The 20,316-nt window shown below is 62.4% G+C and carries 19 protein-coding genes; 10 read left to right on the forward strand and 9 right to left on the reverse strand.

All coding sequences use genetic code 11. The annotated features are described in order from the left end of the window. Positions 1-23: 23 nt before the first annotated feature. Positions 24-1,037, reverse strand: coding sequence for an AAA family ATPase (locus DMO26_RS18540; RefSeq protein WP_117193644.1), 1,014 nt, complete (start codon positions 1,035-1,037; stop codon positions 24-26). Positions 1,038-1,249: 212 nt separating this feature from the next. Between DMO26_RS18540 and DMO26_RS18545 the strand changes: the two genes are divergently transcribed. From DMO26_RS18545 to DMO26_RS18555, 3 genes are read left to right on the forward strand one after another with little or no spacing between them, the layout of a single operon-like run. Further along, the gene (locus DMO26_RS18545) at positions 1,250-1,873 is read left to right on the forward strand and encodes a DUF1285 domain-containing protein (protein WP_117193646.1); all 624 of its coding nucleotides are present in this window, start codon (positions 1,250-1,252) and stop codon (positions 1,871-1,873) included. Then, entirely contained in the window at positions 1,870-2,505 is a 636-nt protein-coding gene (locus DMO26_RS18550) for a CoA pyrophosphatase (protein WP_117193647.1), read from the forward strand. Before DMO26_RS18545 ends, DMO26_RS18550 begins: the two co-directional genes overlap by 4 nt. Further along, entirely contained in the window at positions 2,502-3,764 is a 1,263-nt protein-coding gene (locus DMO26_RS18555) for a CCA tRNA nucleotidyltransferase (protein WP_117193649.1), read from the forward strand. Before DMO26_RS18550 ends, DMO26_RS18555 begins: the two co-directional genes overlap by 4 nt. A 106-nt stretch (positions 3,765-3,870) precedes the next feature. On the opposite strand, the gene DMO26_RS18560 is transcribed toward DMO26_RS18555, so the two are convergent. From DMO26_RS18560 to hemF, 3 genes are all read right to left on the reverse strand, one after another. After that, on the reverse strand, positions 3,871-4,062 hold the full coding sequence (locus DMO26_RS18560) for a DUF1059 domain-containing protein (RefSeq protein ID WP_117193650.1): 192 nt from the start codon (positions 4,060-4,062) through the stop codon (positions 3,871-3,873). Positions 4,063-4,165: 103 nt separating this feature from the next. After that, on the reverse strand, positions 4,166-4,435 hold the full coding sequence (locus DMO26_RS18565; RefSeq protein WP_117193651.1) for a hypothetical protein: 270 nt from the start codon (positions 4,433-4,435) through the stop codon (positions 4,166-4,168). A 127-nt stretch (positions 4,436-4,562) separates the two neighbouring features. Continuing rightward, on the reverse strand, positions 4,563-5,477 hold the full coding sequence (gene hemF, locus DMO26_RS18570) for an oxygen-dependent coproporphyrinogen oxidase (protein WP_117193653.1): 915 nt from the start codon (positions 5,475-5,477) through the stop codon (positions 4,563-4,565). A gap of 175 nt (positions 5,478-5,652) precedes the next feature. Between hemF and DMO26_RS18575 the strand changes: the two genes are divergently transcribed. Next, entirely contained in the window at positions 5,653-5,910 is a 258-nt protein-coding gene (locus tag DMO26_RS18575) for a hypothetical protein (RefSeq protein ID WP_117193654.1), read from the forward strand. A 12-nt stretch (positions 5,911-5,922) separates the two neighbouring features. Here the strand turns inward: DMO26_RS18575 and DMO26_RS18580 are convergent, their stop codons facing one another. The 4 genes from DMO26_RS18580 to DMO26_RS18595 all read right to left on the reverse strand — a co-directional run bounded on the left by DMO26_RS18580 (position 5,923) and on the right by DMO26_RS18595 (position 9,487). Continuing rightward, positions 5,923-6,360: a hypothetical protein gene (locus DMO26_RS18580; RefSeq protein ID WP_162894967.1), complete on the reverse strand. Its 438-nt coding sequence runs from the start codon at positions 6,358-6,360 to the stop codon at positions 5,923-5,925. Between the two features lie 261 nt (positions 6,361-6,621). After that, positions 6,622-7,101 (reverse strand): redox-sensitive transcriptional activator SoxR, encoded by a 480-nt coding sequence (soxR, locus tag DMO26_RS18585; protein WP_117193656.1) that lies wholly within the window; start codon positions 7,099-7,101, stop codon positions 6,622-6,624. Between the two features lie 123 nt (positions 7,102-7,224). Further along, positions 7,225-8,877: a Na/Pi cotransporter family protein gene (locus tag DMO26_RS18590; RefSeq protein ID WP_117193657.1), complete on the reverse strand. Its 1,653-nt coding sequence runs from the start codon at positions 8,875-8,877 to the stop codon at positions 7,225-7,227. Between the two features lie 124 nt (positions 8,878-9,001). Then, positions 9,002-9,487, reverse strand: a complete 486-nt coding sequence (locus DMO26_RS18595) for a tRNA (cytidine(34)-2'-O)-methyltransferase (protein ID WP_117193658.1) — start codon at positions 9,485-9,487, stop codon at positions 9,002-9,004. Between the two features lie 394 nt (positions 9,488-9,881). On the opposite strand from DMO26_RS18595, the gene DMO26_RS18600 reads away from it, so the two are divergent. The 3 genes from DMO26_RS18600 to DMO26_RS18610 all read left to right on the forward strand — a co-directional run bounded on the left by DMO26_RS18600 (position 9,882) and on the right by DMO26_RS18610 (position 15,993). Then, positions 9,882-11,735 carry an ABC transporter ATP-binding protein gene (locus DMO26_RS18600; protein WP_117193659.1) on the forward strand — a complete coding sequence of 618 codons (1,854 nt, stop codon included), beginning with the start codon at positions 9,882-9,884 and terminating at the stop codon, positions 11,733-11,735. A 264-nt stretch (positions 11,736-11,999) separates the two neighbouring features. Then, positions 12,000-13,916 (forward strand): methyl-accepting chemotaxis protein, encoded by a 1,917-nt coding sequence (locus DMO26_RS18605; protein ID WP_117193660.1) that lies wholly within the window; start codon positions 12,000-12,002, stop codon positions 13,914-13,916. A 214-nt stretch (positions 13,917-14,130) separates the two neighbouring features. Then, positions 14,131-15,993: an ABC transporter ATP-binding protein gene (locus DMO26_RS18610; RefSeq protein WP_117193661.1), complete on the forward strand. Its 1,863-nt coding sequence runs from the start codon at positions 14,131-14,133 to the stop codon at positions 15,991-15,993. A 5-nt stretch (positions 15,994-15,998) separates the two neighbouring features. Here DMO26_RS18610 and DMO26_RS18615 read toward each other — a convergent pair whose 3' ends face one another. Further along, positions 15,999-16,937 (reverse strand): endonuclease/exonuclease/phosphatase family protein, encoded by a 939-nt coding sequence (locus DMO26_RS18615; RefSeq protein ID WP_162894968.1) that lies wholly within the window; start codon positions 16,935-16,937, stop codon positions 15,999-16,001. Positions 16,938-17,327: 390 nt separating this feature from the next. Here DMO26_RS18615 and petA point away from each other — a divergent pair, with 390 nt between their 5' ends. The 3 genes from petA to DMO26_RS18630 are packed head-to-tail and all read left to right on the forward strand — an operon-like array spanning position 17,328 to position 20,088. Then, positions 17,328-17,906, forward strand: coding sequence for a ubiquinol-cytochrome c reductase iron-sulfur subunit (petA, locus tag DMO26_RS18620; RefSeq protein WP_117193663.1), 579 nt, complete (start codon positions 17,328-17,330; stop codon positions 17,904-17,906). A gap of 14 nt (positions 17,907-17,920) precedes the next feature. Beyond that, entirely contained in the window at positions 17,921-19,177 is a 1,257-nt protein-coding gene (locus tag DMO26_RS18625) for a cytochrome b (protein WP_117193664.1), read from the forward strand. A gap of 26 nt (positions 19,178-19,203) precedes the next feature. After that, on the forward strand, positions 19,204-20,088 hold the full coding sequence (locus DMO26_RS18630; protein WP_117193665.1) for a cytochrome c1: 885 nt from the start codon (positions 19,204-19,206) through the stop codon (positions 20,086-20,088). The last annotated feature ends 228 nt before the right edge of the window (positions 20,089-20,316 follow it).

A 20,316-nucleotide genomic window follows, 5' to 3' on the forward strand; every position in this document is an offset into this window, starting at 1 on the left:
TGTCCTTTCTAAGCCGCGCGACGTCAGCCGCGGGCTTGCTTCACCAGTCCGGCGATGACGTCGCGGACCGACATGCCTTCGGCACGGGCTGCGAAAGTGAGCGCCATGCGGTGTTCGAGAACCGGTTCGGCGAGCGCATAGACATCGTCCAGCGACGGGGCGAGACGGCCTTCGTAAAGCGCGCGGGCACGCGCCGTCAGCATCAGCGACTGGCCGGCGCGCGGACCTGGACCCCATGCGACATTCTTGTCGGTCGTCGCATTGCCATGGCCTGGGCGGGCGGAGCGGACCAGCGACAGGATCGCGTCGACTACCTTGTCGCTGACCGGCATCTGGCGGATCAGCACCTGGATTTCCTGAAGGCGGGCGGCGTCGATCACACCGCGCGGCTTTGCTTCCGAAAGGCCGGTGGTCTCGAGCAGGATCTGCCGCTCGGCAGCGAGTTCCGGATAAAGCACGTCGACCTGCAGCAGGAAGCGGTCGAGCTGGGCTTCCGGCAGCGGATAGGTGCCTTCCTGTTCCAGCGGGTTCTGGGTCGCCAGCACGTGGAAGGGGGCGGGCAGGTCGTAGCGCTGGCCGGCGACGGTGATATGGTATTCCTGCATGGATTGCAGCAGCGCCGACTGGGTGCGCGGCGAGGCGCGATTGATCTCGTCGGCCATCAGGAGCTGGGCGAAAACGGGGCCTTTGACGAAACGGAAGGAGCGGCGGCCGGCGTCGTCCGTGTCCATCACTTCGGAGCCGAGGATATCCGACGGCATGAGGTCGGGCGTGAACTGGATGCGGTTCGAGCCGAGGCCGAGGACCGCGCCGAGCGTCGTCACCAGTTTGGTTTTGGCAAGGCCGGGTACGCCGACCAGCAGTGCATGACCGCCGGAGAGCACTGCGAGAAGCGTGTTCTCGACCACGGTCTCCTGACCGAAGATGACCTTGGCGATTTCGGTGCGGATGGCCGCGATATCGGCGAGCGCCTTTTCGGCGGAGGCGATGATGGCTTTCTCATCGAGGACGGTGTCGGTGGAATTCATCATGCCCATGTCGCTCTCTCCATCATCCCGTTGGCATCCAGAACCGGCAGGCTTCCAATGTTCGGGCTGTCATATCCCGGCGGCGAATCGCTGCATCGCAGCGCATGCCCTGTCCGATCAAACTTATTCCCCGAAATATGGCTGACAAGCACGATCTGAATGACTATCTCGTGAGGAACAATTGCTTCGGTAACTGCTTACGGTCGAACCGGGACTGAAAAATGGCAGCGCAGACGATAAATACGGCCTCCGATGCCGCAGGGCTTGCGGCCCTGATTGCGCGCGCTTCCGAGCAGACCGGCGCGGGAAAGCGCGGTCTGCCGCCGGTCGACAGGTGGAATCCGCCCTTCTGCGGCGATATCGACATGGAAATCCGCGCCGACGGCACCTGGTTCTACATGGGCACCCCGATCGGCCGGGCGCCGCTCGTCAGGCTGTTTTCCACGGTACTGCGCAAGGACGGGGACGGCCGCACCTATCTCGTAACACCTGTGGAAAAAGTGGGCATAAGGGTCGCCGACGCCCCGTTCCTGGCTGTCGAGATGCAGGGCACGCAACGTGAGGGCGCTTCCGTCCTCACGTTCAGGACAAATGTCGGTGACGTGGTCGAGGCAGGTGCGGAACACCCTTTGCGTTTTGAGATATCCGGCGAGAACCGAGAGCTGAAACCTTATCTTCTTGTCCGCGGCCGGCTGGAGGCGCTCGTCTCGCGCGCCGTGATGTACGATCTCGTGGAACTCGGCGAGACGATCATGGTAGACGGTGTACCGATGTTTTCCGTGCGTTCGGGGGAGGAGGTCTTCCCGGTCATGCCTGAAGCAGAACTGGAAGCCCTGTCCCGATGAGCGATTTTCCCCTTTATTCGGCGCGCGACTTCCGCCGCCGGGCGCTGAACCAGAACGGCGGGCCGATCGACCATGCCTGGCGCGACCATGGCGACCACCTGCTCAACCCGACGCTGGTCGATCTCGCCGCAGGGCTGAAGCTCAAGGATGCGGCCGTGCTGGTGCCGGTCGTCGACGACGGCGACGAGGCAACGATCATCCTCACGCAGCGGACGTCGACTCTACGGAAGCATTCCGGCCAGATCGCCTTTCCGGGCGGTGCGATCGACCCGGAGGACGTCTCCCCGGAACAGGCGGCGCTGCGCGAGGCGGAGGAGGAGATCGGGCTCGACCGTTCCTTCGTCGAGCCGCTGTCCCGCCTGCCGACCTATTATGCGGCGACGGGCTTCCGCATTACGCCGGTGCTGTCGGTGGTGACGCGCGGTTTCGATCTGAAGCCCAATCCGACGGAGGTCGACGACGTCTTCGAGGTGCCGCTCTCCTTCCTGATGAACGAGGCGAACCATCAGCGCGGCAGCCGCGAATTCAATGGCACGGAGCGGCATTTCTATCTGATGCCATATGAGGAGCGGAATATCTGGGGCATCACCGCCGGCATTCTCCGCACGCTTTACGAAAGGCTTTATGCATGACCTCGGTCGCCAACGAGGCCTGGTTCCGCGACGCCGCGCTGCAACGCGTCCTGACGCTCCTCAATGCCGACGGCGGCGAGGCGCGGGTGGCGGGCGGCGCGGTACGCAATGCGCTGATGGGACTTCCCGTCGCCGACATCGACGTGGCCACCACGCTTCTGCCGGAAAAGGTGGTGGAGCGGGCGAGGGAGGCCGGCATCAAGCCCGTGCCGACGGGCATCGAACACGGCACGGTGACGCTGGTGGTCGATGGCCACCCATTCGAGGTGACGACGCTCCGCCGCGACGTCGAGACCGATGGGCGGCGTGCCAAGGTGGCCTTCGGCACGGACTGGCAGGCGGATGCGGAACGGCGTGACCTGACGATCAATGCACTTTATGCCGACCAGTCGGGCGAGGTGATCGACCTCGTCGACGGCCTGCCCGACATTGAGACGCGCACCATTCGTTTCATCGGCGAGGCGGCGGAGCGGATCGCCGAGGATTACCTGCGCATCCTGCGCTTCTTCCGCTTCTTTGCCCATTACGGGTCCGGCCGCCCCGACGCGGAGGGCCTGCGTGCCTCGGCACGCGCCAGAGACAAGCTTTCGACATTGTCGGCCGAACGTATCTGGGCGGAAACCAAAAAGCTTCTGTCGGCGGACGATCCCTCCCGGGCACTGCTGTGGATGCGGCAGGCGGGCGTGCTTACTGAAATTCTGCCGGAGACCGAAAAATGGGGGATCGACGGCATCCACGGCCTCGTGGCGGCCGAACAGGCGCTCGGCTGGAAACCGGATCCGATGCTGCGGCTTGCGGCGATCGTTCCTCCGGATCCGGAGCGGCTGGCGGCGCTCGCGAAACGGCTGAAGATGTCGAATGCGGAAGCCGCGCGACTGGCGGCCTGGGCCGCCGCGCCCGTGCCGCCGGACGAGGTGACGGATGTCGGCTTCGACAGGTTGCTCTATCGGCATGGGGCGGACGGATTGGTGATGCGGTTGAAGCTGGCGCTGGCGACGGCCAGAAGCGGCGTCGAAACGGATCCCGCCTCGATGCGCAAGGCGGCACGGCTTTCGGTTCTCCTGAAACGAGCCGAAGGTTATGCCAAACCCGTATTTCCCCTGAGCGGCGCCGATATCGTCGCGGCCGGCGTTCCGGCGGGCAAGCGCGTAGGGGAAATCGTGAAGACGCTGGAGGATTTCTGGGTCGAACGCAACTTCTCCCCCGACCGGGCGGCACTGACCGCCCGGCTCGATGCCATGATCCGCGATTCGCTCTGACTCCGGCGCCTGATTGCAGACGGTATGCGGACCTGGTCGAGAAGCGGCAAGGTTCCCGCCATTCAACAGTCTGCCAGCGTGACCGCGGATATCGACAACATCGCCCTCACGCGGCTTCGGCGCTGCCTTCGTCGCGAATGCGCGCCTTGATGTTCTCGACCATGTTCTCGCGGATGATTTCCTCGCCGTGGGCGGTGCGCATGTGTTCGACCGCGCGGCGGACGACTTCGGCATCTTCCTCGGCGCGGGTATGCCACTGGCAGCCGGGCACGAGCGTGCCGCATTCGAACAGTCGCATGGCATTTCCTCCTGTCATCGTTGAACCGGAAGCCGGCAGGCATCTCCTCCTGCCGCCGGCCTCAGGCCGATAACTCGGAACCGTCCGTTCCCGTTCCCGCGTGCTATTCGGAAAGCGCCCAGGCGTGGAAGACGGATGGCTGTTCCACAACTCGCATCCGGGCAGGCTCGTCATTGGCAGCCGATGTGTGCACCTGCTTGCCGGCGAGCTGCCGCTTTACCTGCTCGACATAGAAGGAATGCGGAAGTTCACCCGCCGTTCGCGCACGCATTTCCGTCGCGAGCCGGTCGAGCATTTCAGGGGTATCGAGAGAGCGGAGCGTGTCCCTGGTTGTGGGCACGTCCGGCTTTGGCACGCTGTTCGACGCAATCATGGCGACTCTCCTCCAGTGCAACCGGAGGGAGACTATCACCAGAGCGCTGATTCCGATACCGCATTTGTTAATGGCGAGATCTTATGGCCTCTTGCGTATCCATATTAATATTCCTGAATTTGCTAATCTAAGGCCACCTTACAACCGGAGGCAGCGAAGACAGGATGGATTCGACATTCCCGCCGGTCTTCAGTCCGAAGATCGTGCCGCGATCATAGAGCAGGTTGAATTCGACGTAACGCCCCCGGCGGATCAGCTGCTCGTCGCGGTCTTCCTCCGTCCAGGGTTTGTTGAAATTGGATCTGACGATCTTAGGATAGACGAGATTGAAGGCACGGCCGACATCTTGAACGAAGGCGAAATCCGCATCCCATCCGCCTTTGTTTTCTTCCGAATGAAGCCAGTCGAAGAAGATGCCGCCGATGCCGCGCGGCTCGTTGCGGTGTTTCAGGAAGAAGTAGTCGTCGCACCAGGCTTTGTAACGACCGTAATCCGCTACGGTCTCGTGGCGCTTGCAGGTGATTTCCATGACCCGATGGAAAAGGGTGCTGTCGGCATCGGTCTGGTTGCGGCGGCTGTCAAGCACGGGCGTAAGGTCGGCGCCGCCGCCGAACCAGTTGCTCGACGTCACGACCATGCGCGTGTTCATGTGGACGGCGGGCACGTTGGGATTGACCGGATGAGCAATCAGCGAGATGCCGGATGCCCAGAAGCTCGGGTCCTCCTCGGCGCCCGGTATCTGGCTGCGGAAGTCGGGAGAGAATTCGCCGTGGACGGTGGACGTGTGGACGCCGACCTTTTCGAAGACCCGGCCGTCCATCATCGACATCCTGCCGCCGCCGCCCGCGCCGCCGTCGCGCAGCCAGTCCTTCTTCTTGAAGCGGCCGGGCTCCTGGTCTGCAAGCGGGCCGGTGAGCTCGTCCTCCAAAGCTTCGAAGGAGGCGCATATCGTGTCGCGCAGGCTTTCGAACCAGGCCTTGGCGGTGGCCTTCTTGTCTTCGATGTCTTCGGGCAGCCCCTTGGGCAGTTGCGGCCGTTCCATGTCGTCTTCCCTCTCGCCATCCCCTTGGCGCGATTCGCATTTCTTCCAGCTTCAGTTAGCAGGCATGGCTTTCGCGGGCCATTCCATTGCTTGTTATCGATGGAAATTGAGACTCGCAAAGCGCCGGCGGACACATTACGTTTACTTCTCGTAAAGGTGCGGATCAGAGGCTTTCATGGCGAAATTCACACCCCCGCCGCTCGACGGGTTGAAACGCAGGATCGAACGCCACCGGCAGGAAAAGGCCGGCGAACGACCCGGCATGTTCGTGCGGCAGACCTTCCAGCTTTCGCGGCAAGAGGCGCGCGAAAAGGCGCGCGAATGGTTCGACGAATTTCCGAAAGCCGCCTACTGGACGGAGGTCGAGAGCTGGCGCCAGCTGGATGGCGACCGGATCGAGTTCACCATGCGGCGACTGCCGACAGCGGATTGATCCGGAAACCCTTCATTGCGGGTCTTCGTAAGTGTAGAGGGCGCACATCTCGCCGCTGCTTTTCGGCGCGTTCCGGCCGGTAAAGACGGCGATCGCCGTCATTCCGCCGGAAATCCCCCAGCTGGCGACATAGGTGACCTTGCCCGAGCCGCAGAGCCGGTTGCCGTTTTCAAGCTCCGGATCGGCCGGTTCCGCGACCTTGTAGACGGAAGCCGGAACACGTTTGCCGTCGACCCGGAAATTGTCGGCGACGAGATCGGAAAATTCGAGCGCCTCGTCGTTTTCGAAGGTGATGCCGAAATCATCCATCCAGACGTCGCCGGTGATGCTCATCGCCGTCTTGCTTACCGCCGAATAATGGTCGGCCTCCTGCGAAAACGCGGGCAGGGCCGCCGCGGCGACAAAGGCAAGTGCGACGGGATAGTGGAACAGGCGGCGGATATGGCGCATCGGAACCCTTGGGAGACGGAGGGAGACTGTCGATCGCAACATATGCGATCATCCGCGCCTGGCCCATGGCCTTTGCCAGGTTTCGCCGGGTTTTTCTGACGATGCCGAAAGTCAGCAGGACATCCGGAACGTTTTTTTGCCGACGGCGGGTCGGCCCTGTCGAGCGCCGCCGGCCGGGCCAGCATCCCGCGCGATGCTTGCTCGTGCCCCGCGTCGGTGCCACGATGCAGTGCGGCAGCAAAAGCAAACTTTCTGGCGCAATTAATGTGTGTCTTCGTGTCTCTCGTTCTCCAGCAGAAGCGGTCCCGCGCCTTTTTCGCCGAGTTCGTCGGAGGGATTTCGCAAGGGACAGTCGTGCATCGACAGGCAGCCGCAGCCGATGCAGCCGGTGAGCTGGTCGCGAAGGGCCGTAAGGCTGGCGATGCGCTGGTCGAGCTGGTGCTTCCAGGTCGCGGAAAGTCGTTCCCAATCCTTCGCCGTCAGCGGCCGGTCGTGCGGCAGGACCGAAAGCGCCTCGCCGATTTCCGAAAGCGGTATGCCGGTCCGTTGCGCCACCTTGATGACGGCGACCCGGCGCAGCACGGCGCGCGGATAACGCCGCTGATTGCCGCGGTTGCGGCGGCTCTCGATCAGGCCCTTGGTTTCGTAGAAATGCAGGGTCGAAACCGCCACGCCGCTGCGTTCCGCGACTTCGCCGACGGTCAGTTCCAAGGGCAGGCGCCCGTGCGGATTTTTCTTCATTCTGCCGTTGACCTCAATATTGCTTGAGGTTTTATAGCAGGGACTCCTTCAAAGACAAACAGGCAAAGACAAACGGGAGTCCAGGTGATGAGTTCAGGGATCGTTCGGGAAGCCGGCCGGGTATCAGGCCTGCGGTTCGGCATGGCGCAGGCGGCTTTCGACCAGCACGCCGCTGTCGTCAAGGATGGGGTGGGCGACCGAGACGATATGGGCGTTGATGCGCTTCAGGTCGCGCAGCATGTCGAGATGCAGAGAGCTCGTCTGCAGGCTCTCCATCCGTCCGTCGCGCAGGCGCTCGAGATGGCGCTCGGCGGACCGTTTTTCCATGCGGCGGACGTCGACCTTGATCTCCATAAGATGGCGGGCGAGATTGAAATCGCCCGTCTGGAAGATGGTCTGGGCAGTGCGCAGGTTGTCGATCGTCAGGTTGAAGAAGTTCCTGAGCTCTTCGTACCCGTCATCGGAGAATTTGAGGCCGTTCGCGATCTTTTTGCGCACCTGATCGCAAATGCCCTTTTCGATGATGTCGCCGATATGTTCGAGGTTGATGGCATAGTCGATGATGGCGATGGACCGGCGCGCATTTTCGCCATCCAGGCCGTCGCGGCCGAGTTTCGAAAGGTAAATCTTGACCTCTTGCTGGAGGTTGTCGACGCGCTTCTCCAGCGCGGCAATTTCGGCAAGTGGGGCAAGATCGTTGTTCTTGAAGGCGTTTTCAGTGCGGATCAGCATGCGCTCGACGGCGTCGCCAACGCCGAGCACCTCGCGGGTCGCATTGGCCAGCGCCATGACGGGATTGTCGAGCGCTTGCGGGTCGAGGAAGCGCGGACCGCTGTCGGGCTGCGGGTCGTCGGCAATGAGCCGGGTGGTAAGCCGTGAGACGAGGCCGGAAAAGGGCCAGGCGATCAGCGCCAGCAGAATGTTGAAGGCGAGGTGGGCATCGACCGGCAGTTTTTCGGGAGACAGCGGCAGCGCCTGCATGGCCTCCGCTCCGAAACCCGCAAGCGGCAAGGCGATGGTGCAGCCGGTGGCCCGGACGATCAGATTGCCGAGCGTGATGCGGCGGGCTGTGGCCGGGCCCGAAAGTGTCGCTACAAGAGGTGGTATCGCGCCGCCGAGATTGGCGCCGAGGATCAGTACCACGATCAGTCCCGTCGAGACGATGCCCGTGGAGGCCAGCGACAGGATCAGGACGACCACGGCCAGGCTTGAAGAGGAAACGAAGGCCAGCGCTGCGGAAAGGATCAGCGCGACCGGCCAGGCGTTGTCGAGCAGGCCGATGAAGGCTGCGAGCGCCGGCGACTGGCGCAGAGGTTCGGTCGCCAGCCCGAGCAGATGCAGCGAGAGCAGCATGAGGCCGACCCCGATCAGCGCCGTTCCGGCACCCTGCCGGGCGCTGGAGCGGCCCTTGAGGAGGACGATACCGATGAGGATGATCAGAGGCGACAGCCATTCGATGCCGGTTGCAACCAGCCATGCGGTGACGGCTGTGCCGACATTGGCGCCGAGCAGGACGACCTGCGCCATACGCGGGCGGATCAAATCACGCTCGGCGAAGGAGGCAACCGTCAGCGCCGTTGCCGTCGAACTCTGTAGCGCAACGGTGGCGAGGAGGCCGGAGAGGAACGAACGGAAACCGCTTTTCGTGCCGGTTGCAAGGCCGCTTCGCAAACGCGTCCCGAAAGCTCGGGTCACGCCGTCCTTCACCTGCGCCAGGCCGAACAACAGCAGCGCCACAGCCCCGAGAAGGTTAATGATAACGATCGTGGATTGCATGCGGGCGCTCCTCATTCGGCACAGAACGGGCAGCGATTTTCAGTTGCCGGCTAATGAATATAAGCCGCCTGCACGCGTGTGCATAGTGCCAATTACGGCAATTTCCAACAGGCGGCGTACCGTATTAGTTCCAGCTCGTCTGGCGCAGCGCTTCGCCGGCGATCATTGCTGCCGAGACGGCGACGTTGATCGATCGCTGGCCCTCGACCATGGGGATCAGTACGCGCGCATCGGCCTCCTCGTGGACATGATCCGGTACGCCGGCGCTCTCACGGCCGAAGAGAAGGATATCGTCCGGCCGGAAATCGAAGCGGGTATAGGGGAGGGCGGCTTTTGTGGAGGCGAGGACAAGGCGCCGGCAATTTTCGCGCCGCCATTGGTCGAACCGCTGCCAGTTGACGTGGCGGGTGAGCGTGACGCTCGCGAGATAATCCATCCCCGAGCGTTTGAGGTTCCGGTCGGATATGTCGAAGCCGGCGGGTTCGATGATGTCGACCGACAGGCCGAGACAGGCGGCAAGGCGCAGGATCGTTCCGGTATTGCCGGGAATGTCGGGCTGGTAGAGGGCGATGCGAAGCCCCGGGAGAGCAAGGTTGGAAATACCGTTCATGCCCTGTCCTTACGGGAAACCGCTGCCCGCCCTCAAGGCCTTTCGAAACGCGCCGAGTCTGTGATGCCTCCGCAACATCGGTGGCGACATAAACGTCGTGAATGGAAGTATCAGCAGATTTGGTCTTTTCAATTTTGGCATGAGAGGCTAGAACGCTTCCACTTGCCAACGCTCACACAAGGAGGCCCACATGGATATGACCGTGCTCACGCGCCTCCGCTGCCGGATTTCCATTCTTCTGGCCTAGGCGTTTCGCGGTTTCACGCAAGTTTTTCCTTTCCTGACCCGCTACGTGGCCGTTACGCGGCCCCGCTATCTGAGTTATTTGCCGTTTGATTCAATGCGTCGTTCTTGCGCGCGGGTCTTGCGGCTTTCCGATTTACGGAGCGATTTCATGTTCTCGTGGTTCGAACGGCGCATCAATCCTTATCCGGATGAACCGCCCGTACTACCGCCATCGGGCCTTGTCCCGTTCCTTTGGCATTATACCAAGCCGGTCTGGCCGTGGGTCGTCATCATGTCGACCTGCACGATGCTGATCGCCATCGGTGAAGTGGCGCTGTTCCAGTTTCTCGGCGATATCGTCGACTGGCTGACAAATGCCGACCGCACGACCTTCCTGGAGAAGGAAGGGCCGAGGCTCTTCCTGATGGCCTTCGTGGTGCTGATCGGCCTGCCGGCGATCGCGACGCTCAATTCGTTCATCATGCACCAGATCCTGATGGGCAATTTCCCGATGATCGCCCGGTGGCAGATGCACCGCTTCCTGCTCCGGCACTCGATGACGTTCTTCGCCAACGAATTCGCCGGGCGCGTCTCGACCAAGGTCATGCAGACTTCACTCGCCATCCGCGAGACGGTGATGAAGGTGCTCGACGTGTTCGTCTACGTCTTCACCTATTTCATCTCCATGGTGGCGGTGGTTGCGGCGGCCGATCTCAGGCTTGCGGTGCCGCTGGTGCTGTGGATCGTCGTCTATTCGGCAACCGTCGCCTATTACGTGCCCCGGCTGCGGAAGATTTCCGCCGAGCAGGCCGACGCCCGGTCGATGATGACGGGGCGGGTGGTCGACAGCTACACGAACATCGCCACGGTGAAGCTGTTCTCGCATGCCGGCCGTGAGGAGACCTATGCGCGCGATGCAATGGACCTGTTCCTCGATACCGTTCACCGGCAGATGCGCAAGGTGACCGGCTTCCAGGTGCTCGTCTACTTCTACAACTGTGCGGCGCTCGTCGTCGTTGCGGGCCTGTCGATCTGGTTTTGGCTCGACAGCGCGATCTCGGTCGGGGCCATCGCGATCGCCATCGGCCTTGCGATGCGCATCAACGGCATGTCGCAATGGGTGATGTGGGAAGTTTCGGCGCTCTTCGAAAATATCGGCACCGTCTATGACGGCATGTCGATGATGACGAAGCCGCACGATGTCGTCGACCGGCACGATGCCTCGGAGCTTGTCGCGGCCAAGGGCCATATCCGCTACGACAACGTTCGTTTCCATTACGGCAAGGCCAAGGGCGTCATCGACGGCCTGACCCTCGATATTCCGGCCGGGGAAAAGGTCGGTCTCGTCGGCCGCTCCGGTGCCGGCAAGACGACGCTGATGAACCTGCTGCTGCGGTTCTACGATCTCGAAGGCGGCCGCATCACGATCGACGGACAGGACATTTCTGCGGTGAAGCAGGACAGCCTGCGTTCGCTGATCGGCGTCGTCACTCAGGACACGTCGCTGCTGCATCGTTCGATCCGCGACAACATCGCCTACGGCAAGCCGGAAGCGACCGATGCGGAGGTCATCGAGGCAGCACGGCGTGCGAATGCCTGGGACTTCATCGAAGGCCTGTCCGACATGCAGGGGCGCAGGGGCCTCGATGCGCATGTCGGCGAACGCGGCGTGAAACTCTCCGGCGGCCAGCGTCAGCGCATCGCGATCGCGCGGGTGTTCCTGAAGGATGCGCCGATCCTGGTGCTCGACGAGGCGACGTCGGCGCTCGACTCGGAAGTCGAGGCGGCGATCCAGGAAAACCTCTTCGCCCTGATGCAGGGCAAGACGGTGATCGCGATCGCCCACCGGCTGTCGACGCTGACCGAGATGGACCGGCTGATCGTGCTCGATCGAGGCCGCATCATAGAGACGGGAACCCACCAGCAGCTCGTTGCGTCCGGCGGTATCTATGCCGACCTGTGGAACCGTCAGTCCGGCGGTTTTCTGGGCGATCACGCCATCGAAGAAGAGGCGGCGGAGTAGATCTCCGCCGCCTTTCTGCCGCTCTGTGGTTGCGCAATTCGCGGCGGTTCCTGTTTTTCAATGTTTAAGGTTGCACGGCAAGAATTTATGGTTGCTAAATGACCGGCTAATTCTCGCTTTGCGTGTCAATAATTCGTTAATACTAAAATATGAGTCTGGCGTTGCCGACGGTAATTCGTCTCTGTCGGCTTTCGTAAAAAAGCACGCAGTACGACCGCGCCGTTCCACGGCGCGACGGCGCTGCCGCATCTTAGGGTAGGACTCATGGGTTTCGCCGCCAATCTGAAAATCAGGGTTTTGTTGCCGGCATTGTTTGCCGGGGTCACATGCGTCGCGGTCGCGCAAGGTATCGTGGCGCTCGTCTCATTGAATACACTTAAAAGCCAGGTTGATGTCCTCGGCCGCGAACGGATGCCGCGCATTCTTCTCATCAACAAGATGGACCGTTCGATCAACTTCATCCGCAGGGGGCATGCGGATATGCTGCTGGCCGACGACCGGGAGGAATTGCAGGCAAGCCATGACAGCATGGCAAAGCGCATCGCCGAGCGGAACCAGCTTCTCAAGGATTTTGCGGCAACCATCACCCTGTCCCAAACGCGTGAGCAATTCAGCGGTTTCGAAAAGGCGCTTGCCGGTTATGACGCTGCCGCCGTTCGCCTGACGGAACTGGTCCGCAACGGCCAGATAGAGGCTGCCGAGGAAATCTATCGCGGACCGATGCGCGAGGCCGGTCGCGCGATGACTGCTGTCCTCGATGCGATGACGGTCGACAATCACGAGATCAGCCACGCCGCCGTGACGGCCAGCGACGAGGTTTTCGCCCGGGGGCAGGGCACCACCATTGCTGCGGTCGTGCTGGCCGGCCTTCTGGCGGCGGGCGCGGCACTCGTCAGCTATTTCCGCATCGCCAGGCCGATCACGGTGATCACCCGATCGATGAACGGGCTTGCGGCTGGCGACAATGCCGCGGCGATCCCCTTCACGGATCGTCTGGATGAGATCGGATCGATGGCGGCGGCAGTGGCGGTGTTCCGGGACAATGCGGTGGAGCGGCTCCGCCTGGAGCGCGATGCGGAAGACAACCGCACGCTTTCTGAACAGGAGCGCCATGCCCGCGAAACCCAGAGGGCGGCCGAAGCCGCTCGGGTCAAAGCCGCCGTCGACGGTCTCGCGACCGGACTTGCGGCACTTGCCGAAGGCAATGTCGCCCACCGGATATCGACGCCGTTCCACGGCGACCTCGATCTGCTCCGGACCAATTTCAACGAGTCGGTCGAGAAGCTTCAGTCGGCGCTGCTGGCCGTCGGCGAGAACGCCAGGGCGATCGATGCGAGCGCAAGTGAAATCCGCATCGCTGCCGACGACCTTTCGAAGCGCACCGAACAGCAGGCTGCCTCGGTGGAGCAGACTGCCGCCGCTCTAGAAGAGGTGACGACGGCGGTCAAGGATTCGACGGCGCGCGCCGACGAGGCCGGCCAGCTCGTGGCCCGCACCAAGGCCGGCGCCGAACATTCCGGCGCGATCGTCCGCGATGCGGTGGCGGCGATGGAAGAGATTGAGAAATCCTCGGGCGAAATTTCGAACATCATCGGCGTCATCGACGACATCGCCTTCCAGACCAATCTGCTGGCGCTGAACGCCGGTGTCGAGGCGGCACGCGCAGGCGAGGCCGGCAAGGGTTTCGCGGTGGTCGCCCAGGAAGTCCGCGAGCTTGCCCAGCGTTCCGCACAGGCGGCGAAGGAAATCAAGGCGCTGATCACCAAGTCGGGCGATCAGGTCCGGCAGGGTGTCCATCTGGTCGACGAGACCGGCCGGGCGCTGCAGTCGATCGTTACGGAAGTGCAGGAGATCAACCGCAACGTGGCGGCGATCGTGACGACCTCGCGCGAACAATCGACAGGCCTTCAGGAGATCAACATGGCGGTCAACCAGATGGACCAGGGCACTCAGAAGAATGCCGCCATGGTGGAAGAGACCACGGCGGCGACGCACAACCTCGCCAAGGAGGCCGCGGCGCTGATCCGCCTGCTCGGCCAGTTCAACATGGGTGGCGGGCATGTCGCGCCGGTGCGCGTCGCCTCCGAGGCGTCGCTGCCGGTCCGCTCGCCCGCCCGGTCGCTCGGACGAAAGCTCGCAAGTGCCTATGGCGGCCAGGCGGCCAACTGGTCGGAATTCTGAGACGGCGCCCCCTCACTCCGTCTCGAATAACTGGCGCCGGCTTCCCCCAGCCGGCGTCAGTTGCCTTTTATGCTCAAGGTCGGTTTCGCCTCTGCCGGATCCAAGGAAGAAAAGGGCGCCGCAATTCCTCGCTGGCACGGACATTAAGAAAATGTAAGCTGCACCGGCGCCGCTTTCGCTTTGCCACTTTCGGGAATCCGCCTATATCGGCTTCATGTTGAAACCGGTCTTCCGCATCTTCGAAAACTGGATCAAGCCGTTTGCGAGGCGGGACGACCTGAAGCCTCCTGCGGGCCTTTTGGGTTTCATCTGGTTCTATATCGGCCAGGCGAAGCTCCCCTTCTTTCTCATGCTGGTGCTGGGCGGGCTTGCTGCCGGCGTCGAAGCGGCGATGTTCTGGTATGTCGGCCGGCTGGTCGACATTCTCGACACCGCAAAACCTGCCGACGGCTGGTCGGGGCTGCTTGCCGACCACGGGACGGAACTCGTCGTCATGGCGCTCGTGGTGGGGATCGGCCGTTTTCTGATCGGTCTCTTCACGGCGCTTGTCGACCAGCAGGTCATCACGCCGGGCTTCTACAATCTGGTGCGCTGGCAGTCCTACATCCATGTGTCGCGCCAGTCGCTCTCCTTCTTCCAGAACGATTTTTCCGGCCGCATCGTCACCAAGGTCTGGTCGGCGGGACAGGCGACGGGCGACGTGCTGACCTCCTTCATGGAGAGCGTCTGGTTCGTCGGCATCTATTCGGTCTCGACGATCGCGCTGGTGGCCGGCCTAGATTGGCGGCTTGCCGTCGTCGTCGTCGCGTGGCTCGCCATCTTCTCCCTTCTCGCCCGCCATTACGTGCCGCGCATCCGCGAGCATTCGAAGGCCTCCGCCGAAGCCGGATCGATGATCAGCGGCCGCATGGTGGATGCCTATTCGAACATCCAGACGCTGAGGCTCTTCGGCCGCGACGAGGCGAACGACCGCTACATGCTCTCGGGTTTCGAGAGCTTCCAGGATACGATCATCGCGTTTACGCGGCTGCTCACCGGCGTGCGTGCCTCCATGGCCTTCCTGTCGGGCACGATGATCGTCACCATGGCGGCGATGAGCGTGCATCTGTGGCTGGCGGGCCTGATCAGTTCCGGCGCCGTCGCCTTTACCATGGCGCTGATGCTCCGGCTGAATTTCCTGCTCGGCCGGCTGATGACCCAGCTCAACGGCATCATGCGCAATATCGGCACGATCCAGAATTCCGCCGAGCTGATTTCCCAGCCGATCGGGCTCGTCGATCAGCCGGATGCGGCCGAACTCGTGGTCAGAACGCCGGAAATCCGCTTCGAGAACGTCAGCTTCCATTACGGGCGGGGCAGGGGCGTCATCGACAACCTGTCGCTTACGATCCGGCCGGGCGAGAAGATCGGCATCGTCGGACGTTCCGGCGCCGGCAAGTCGACGCTCGTCAATATTCTCCTGCGCTTCTACGATCTGGAAGGTGGCCGCATCCTGATCGACGGACAGGATATCTCCAGGGTTCGCCAGGAATCGCTGCGCGCCCAGATCGGCATGGTGACGCAGGATACGTCGCTCCTGCATCGCTCGATCCGCGACAACATCCTGTTCGGCCGGCCGGATGCGACCGAACAGCAGCTCGTCGAGGCATCGCGTCGGGCGGAGGCCGACACGTTCATCGCGGCGCTCGAGGACCAGCGCGGCCGCAAGGGTTTCGAGGCCCATGTGGGCGAGCGCGGCGTCAAGCTTTCCGGCGGCCAGCGGCAGCGCATCGCGATCGCCCGGGTCATGCTCAAGGATGCGCCGATCCTGGTGCTGGACGAAGCGACGTCGGCGCTGGACTCAGAGGTGGAAGCGGCGATCCAGTCCAATCTCGAAAGGCTGATGCGGGGCAAGACGGTTCTCGCGATCGCCCATCGGCTTTCCACCATCGCAGCGCTCGACCGGCTTGTCGTGATGGATAAGGGACGGATCATCGAGGAGGGGACGCATAACCAGCTCATCGCCCGCGGTGGCCTTTATGCCGAGCTCTGGTCGCGGCAATCGGGCGGTTTCCTCGCCGCGGATGCGGCGCAATAGGCCGGTTACGGGCCGGTGATCGCGATCTCCGCGAGGAGCGCGAAATGGTTTGAGCCCAGCGCATCCGGAAGCCGTGTCAGCGACTTTATCTTCAACGGTTCACGCACATAGACGTGGTCGATCGGGACGCCGAACGCACCGGCGCGGATCGGCCAGGTGGCGGGTTCCCATTCGTAGGTCTTCAGGCCGGTGATGCGCAGGAAGCGGCGCATGTTGGGCGCCAGGCTGGAGGCGTTGAAATCTCCGGAGAGAAGCAGCGGGCCGGGCCTTTCGCTCAGCGCCAGGGCTGCCCTGCTGAGTTCGAGCGAGTGGAAATTGTCGAAATAGGGCTTGGTGGTGTGAATGCCGGCGAAACTGATCGTCCTGCCCGCGACCGTCACCGTCGCGAGGATGAAGCGAGCCGGGAATATGTCGCTCAGGCTGCGCACCACCGGCGCCACGATCGGCACCTTGGAAAGCATCACCTGGTCGCAGTTGCGGATCAGCACGTCGCAGCCGACCCTGTAGGGATAGGTCTTCGCCAGTTCGTCCATATGGATGCGAAGCGGCGCGGCCTCCATGATATTGACGAGGTCGGCGCCGGACGAAACGATCGCACGCACGATGCCTTCGGTGTTCTCGTAGTTGTCGTTGAGGGTGTTGAAGGAGAGCAGCCGGAACACCGGCGCGCCTTCGTCCGCCGCCGTCATCGGAGCCGCGAATTCGCGGTTCATCAGCACGGTATGGCCGGCAAAGAGCAGAGAGGCGGCAAACAGCAGCCAGACGAGGAAGTGACGCCTGACGAGAAGGGCAAGGATCATCGCGGCGACACAGGCCGCGACCGCGTGCAGCTGCAGGCTGTGGAGGGTGGCAAATATCCAGTGCGGATGGATGTAGCGCGTGGCGACCGCGCCAAGCACAAGCGACACGATGACGCAGATGGCGACCGATATTACTAGTCTCATTCAGGTATGTCCGGAGCGGCCGCCTTCTGTCGTGTTCATGGCCTATCATGCGGCCTGATTTGTTGCAATGCGGCGGACGTCGGCGGGGTTAACGCTGACGCTGCCATAATCCGGAATTTCTGCGGAAAAACCTCGATTTTACCGGTGGGGACGGCGCACCTGGCATTCTCTTGCGGAGCCTGCCGCCGGCTGTTGCGACGACTGCGGAAACACCCGGCGTTTTCCCCGCGACAAACTGGCTGCGGACACTTGCCAAGACTGGACATATTTTGCGATCAAGCATAGAACGCGCCGGATTGCTGGGGAATCTGTGTTCGAATTGTGTTCAAATGAGATTCGCCGGGACGGGCAATGCGTTTTCGCGAATTGCGAGAGAAGGAAGATTAAGCCGTGAGCGAGCACGACACACATAGCGAAACACTGGGCGAGCCCACTCGCCGTGATTTCCTTTATCTGACCACCGGCATGGCCGGCGCTGTCGGCGCGGTATCGGTCGCCTGGCCTTTCATCGATCAGATGCGTCCGGACGCCTCGACGCTGGCGCTCGCGTCGATCGAAGTGAACGTCGCCGCGCTCCAGCCGGGCATGTCGCTCACCGTCAAGTGGCGCGGCAAGCCGGTTTTCGTCCGCAACCGTACGCCGAAGGAAGTCGAGGAAGCGAACGCCGTGGCGCTGACGGACCTCAAGGACCCGATCGCCCGCAACGCCAATCTTCCGGCCGATGCGGAAGCGACCGGCGCCGACCGTTCCGGCGGCAAGGGCAAGGAAAACTGGATCGTGATGATCGGTTCCTGCACCCATCTCGGCTGCGTTCCGCTCGGTCAGGCCGGCGATTTCGGCGGATGGTTCTGTCCGTGCCACGGCTCGCATTACGATACGGCGGGCCGTATCCGTAAGGGTCCGGCGCCGGAGAACCTCGCCATTCCGACTTTTACATTTGCGTCCGACACAGTGATCCGGATCGGGTGAGGGGATAAATACTAATGAGCGGTCATTCCACGTACCAGCCGTCCACCGGCATCGAAAAATGGATCGACTCGCGGCTTCCGCTGCCGCGCATGATCCATGACAGCTTCGTCTCCTATCCCGTTCCCCGCAATCTGAACTATGCCTACACCTTCGGCGCCATGCTGTCGGTGATGCTCATCGTTCAGATCCTGACCGGTGTCGTGCTGGCCATGCATTATGCGGCTGCGACCGGCGTCGCATTCGACTCGGTCGAGAAGATCATGCGCGACGTCAACCACGGCTGGCTGTTGCGCTATATGCATGCCAACGGCGCGTCCTTCTTCTTCATCGCCGTCTACCTCCACATCGCCCGCGGCCTCTACTACGGCTCCTACAAGGCGCCTCGTGAAATTCTCTGGATCCTCGGCGTGGTGATCTACCTGCTGATGATGGCGACCGGCTTCATGGGCTACGTTCTGCCCTGGGGCCAGATGTCCTTCTGGGGCGCGACCGTCATCACCGGCTTCTTCTCGGCCTTCCCCCTGGTCGGCGAATGGATCCAGCAGTTCCTGCTCGGCGGTTTCGCCGTCGATCAGCCGACGCTCAACCGCTTCTTCTCGCTGCACTACCTGCTGCCTTTCATGATCGCCGGGGTCGTCGTCCTGCACATCTGGGCGCTGCATGTCACCGGCCAGACGAATCCGACCGGCGTCGAGGTGAAGACCAAGACGGATACCGTCGCCTTCACGCCCTATGCGACGCTCAAGGACGCGCTCGGCGTATCGGTCTTCCTGATCGTCTATGCCTGGTTCATCTTCTACATGCCGAACTATCTCGGCCACCCGGACAACTACATTCCGGCCAATGCCCTGAAGACTCCGGCCCACATCGTTCCGGAATGGTACTACCTGCCGTTCTATGCGATGCTGCGCGCCATCACCTTCAACATCCTTTTCATCGACTCAAAGCTCGGCGGCGTACTGGTGATGTTCGGTTCGATCATCATCCTGTTCTTCCTGCCCTGGCTCGATACCTCCAAGGTGCGCTCCGCCGTCTACCGTCCATGGTACAAGCTGTTCTTCTGGCTCTTCGTCGCCAACGCCATCATGCTCGGCTGGCTCGGCGCACAGCCGGCGGAAGGCATCTACACCATCCTGTCGCAGCTCGGAACGCTCTACTACTTCGGCTTCTTCCTGGTGATCATGCCGCTGCTCGGCCTGTTCGAGACGCCGCGCCGCATTCCGAACTCCATCACCGAAGCCGTTCTGGAAAAGAGCGGCAAGTCCGCCTGAGCCTGCGACCGAGAGGGATCGAAAACATGAAAAAGCTCGTTGCAAGCCTCTTCTCGCTGGCCCTGGTGGCAGGCGTCGGCGTCACCACGGTGGTGGCGCAGGACCACGCGGCGGCTCCCGCCGGCGGCGAAGAGCATGCGGAAGGCGGCACGCCGCATTTCCCGATCAAGCACCCAAAGCAGGAAGAATGGAGCTTTTCCGGCCCGTTCGGCCATTACGACAAGGGACAGCTCCAGCGCGGTCTGAAGGTCTACAAGGAAGTCTGTTCCGCCTGCCACTCAATGAAGCTCGTCTCCTTCCGCACGTTGGAAAGCCTCGGCTATTCGGAAGCCCAGGTGAAGGCCTTCGCCTCGGAATACGAAGTTCAGGATGGTCCGAACGACGACGGCGAGATGTTCACCCGCAAGGGCGTACCTTCGGACTACTTCCCGTCGCCCTATCCGAACGACCAGGCTGCCGCCGCCGCCAACAACGGTGCCGCACCTCCGGACATGTCGCTGCTCGCCAAGGCGCGCGGCATCACCCGTGGTTTCCCGCAGTTCATCGTCGACATCTTCACGCAGTACCAGGAAGGCGGCCCGGACTATATCCACTCGCTGCTGACCGGTTACGAACAGGCCCCTGCCGGTGTCGAGGTCGCAGAGGGCACCCACTACAACCCGTATTTCGCCAACGCCGCGGCTCTCGCCATGGCGCCGCCGATCAGCAACGATCAGGTGACCTACGAGGACGGTTCCCCGCAGACGGTCGACCAGTACGCCCGCGACGTTTCGGCATTCCTGATGTGGGCCGCCGAGCCGCATCTGGAAGAGCGCAAGCGCACCGGCTTCATGGTCATGGTCTTCCTGCTGATCTTCACCGGCCTCATCTACCTGACCAAGAAGTCGGTCTATGCAAACAAGGAACACTGAGGTCTCCACCTCGTGATCGGAAAAGGCGGCACTCGGCCGCCTTTTTTGTTGGGAGAACGGGCGCCAGTTGCTAGAGCGTTTCCTGGTTATATTGAAGCATGCTGCCGGAGCAGGTTTTCGTCAGGGCGGAGGCGATTGGCGAGAGGCATACCTCGTGGTACGTCCGAGCCGATCGCCTCCGCCCTGGCGGAAAGATGCCCGGCCCTTGGGGTTGGCTGAAACGGGCCG

The sequence above is a fragment of the Rhizobium terrae genome (assembly GCF_003425685.1).
GTDB lineage: Bacteria > Pseudomonadota > Alphaproteobacteria > Rhizobiales > Rhizobiaceae > Neorhizobium > Neorhizobium terrae.

Bases quoted from the DNA above. Each gene is read 5' to 3' on its own strand.
- DMO26_RS18540 (WP_117193644.1), bottom strand. From the start codon at position 1,037: ATGGGCATGATGAATTCCACCGACACCGTCCTCGATGAGAAAGCCATC.
- DMO26_RS18545 (WP_117193646.1), top strand. From the start codon at position 1,250: ATGGCAGCGCAGACGATAAATACGGCCTCCGATGCCGCAGGGCTTGCG.
- DMO26_RS18550 (WP_117193647.1), top strand. From the start codon at position 1,870: ATGAGCGATTTTCCCCTTTATTCGGCGCGCGACTTCCGCCGCCGGGCG.
- DMO26_RS18555 (WP_117193649.1), top strand. From the start codon at position 2,502: ATGACCTCGGTCGCCAACGAGGCCTGGTTCCGCGACGCCGCGCTGCAA.
- DMO26_RS18560 (WP_117193650.1), bottom strand. From the start codon at position 4,062: ATGCGACTGTTCGAATGCGGCACGCTCGTGCCCGGCTGCCAGTGGCAT.
- DMO26_RS18565 (WP_117193651.1), bottom strand. From the start codon at position 4,435: ATGATTGCGTCGAACAGCGTGCCAAAGCCGGACGTGCCCACAACCAGG.
- hemF (WP_117193653.1), bottom strand. From the start codon at position 5,477: ATGGAACGGCCGCAACTGCCCAAGGGGCTGCCCGAAGACATCGAAGAC.
- DMO26_RS18575 (WP_117193654.1), top strand. From the start codon at position 5,653: ATGGCGAAATTCACACCCCCGCCGCTCGACGGGTTGAAACGCAGGATC.
- DMO26_RS18580 (WP_162894967.1), bottom strand. From the start codon at position 6,360: ATGCGCCATATCCGCCGCCTGTTCCACTATCCCGTCGCACTTGCCTTT.
- soxR (WP_117193656.1), bottom strand. From the start codon at position 7,101: ATGAAGAAAAATCCGCACGGGCGCCTGCCCTTGGAACTGACCGTCGGC.
- DMO26_RS18590 (WP_117193657.1), bottom strand. From the start codon at position 8,877: ATGCAATCCACGATCGTTATCATTAACCTTCTCGGGGCTGTGGCGCTG.
- DMO26_RS18595 (WP_117193658.1), bottom strand. From the start codon at position 9,487: ATGAACGGTATTTCCAACCTTGCTCTCCCGGGGCTTCGCATCGCCCTC.
- DMO26_RS18600 (WP_117193659.1), top strand. From the start codon at position 9,882: ATGTTCTCGTGGTTCGAACGGCGCATCAATCCTTATCCGGATGAACCG.
- DMO26_RS18605 (WP_117193660.1), top strand. From the start codon at position 12,000: ATGGGTTTCGCCGCCAATCTGAAAATCAGGGTTTTGTTGCCGGCATTG.
- DMO26_RS18610 (WP_117193661.1), top strand. From the start codon at position 14,131: ATGTTGAAACCGGTCTTCCGCATCTTCGAAAACTGGATCAAGCCGTTT.
- DMO26_RS18615 (WP_162894968.1), bottom strand. From the start codon at position 16,937: ATGAGACTAGTAATATCGGTCGCCATCTGCGTCATCGTGTCGCTTGTG.
- DMO26_RS18625 (WP_117193664.1), top strand. From the start codon at position 17,921: ATGAGCGGTCATTCCACGTACCAGCCGTCCACCGGCATCGAAAAATGG.
- DMO26_RS18630 (WP_117193665.1), top strand. From the start codon at position 19,204: ATGAAAAAGCTCGTTGCAAGCCTCTTCTCGCTGGCCCTGGTGGCAGGC.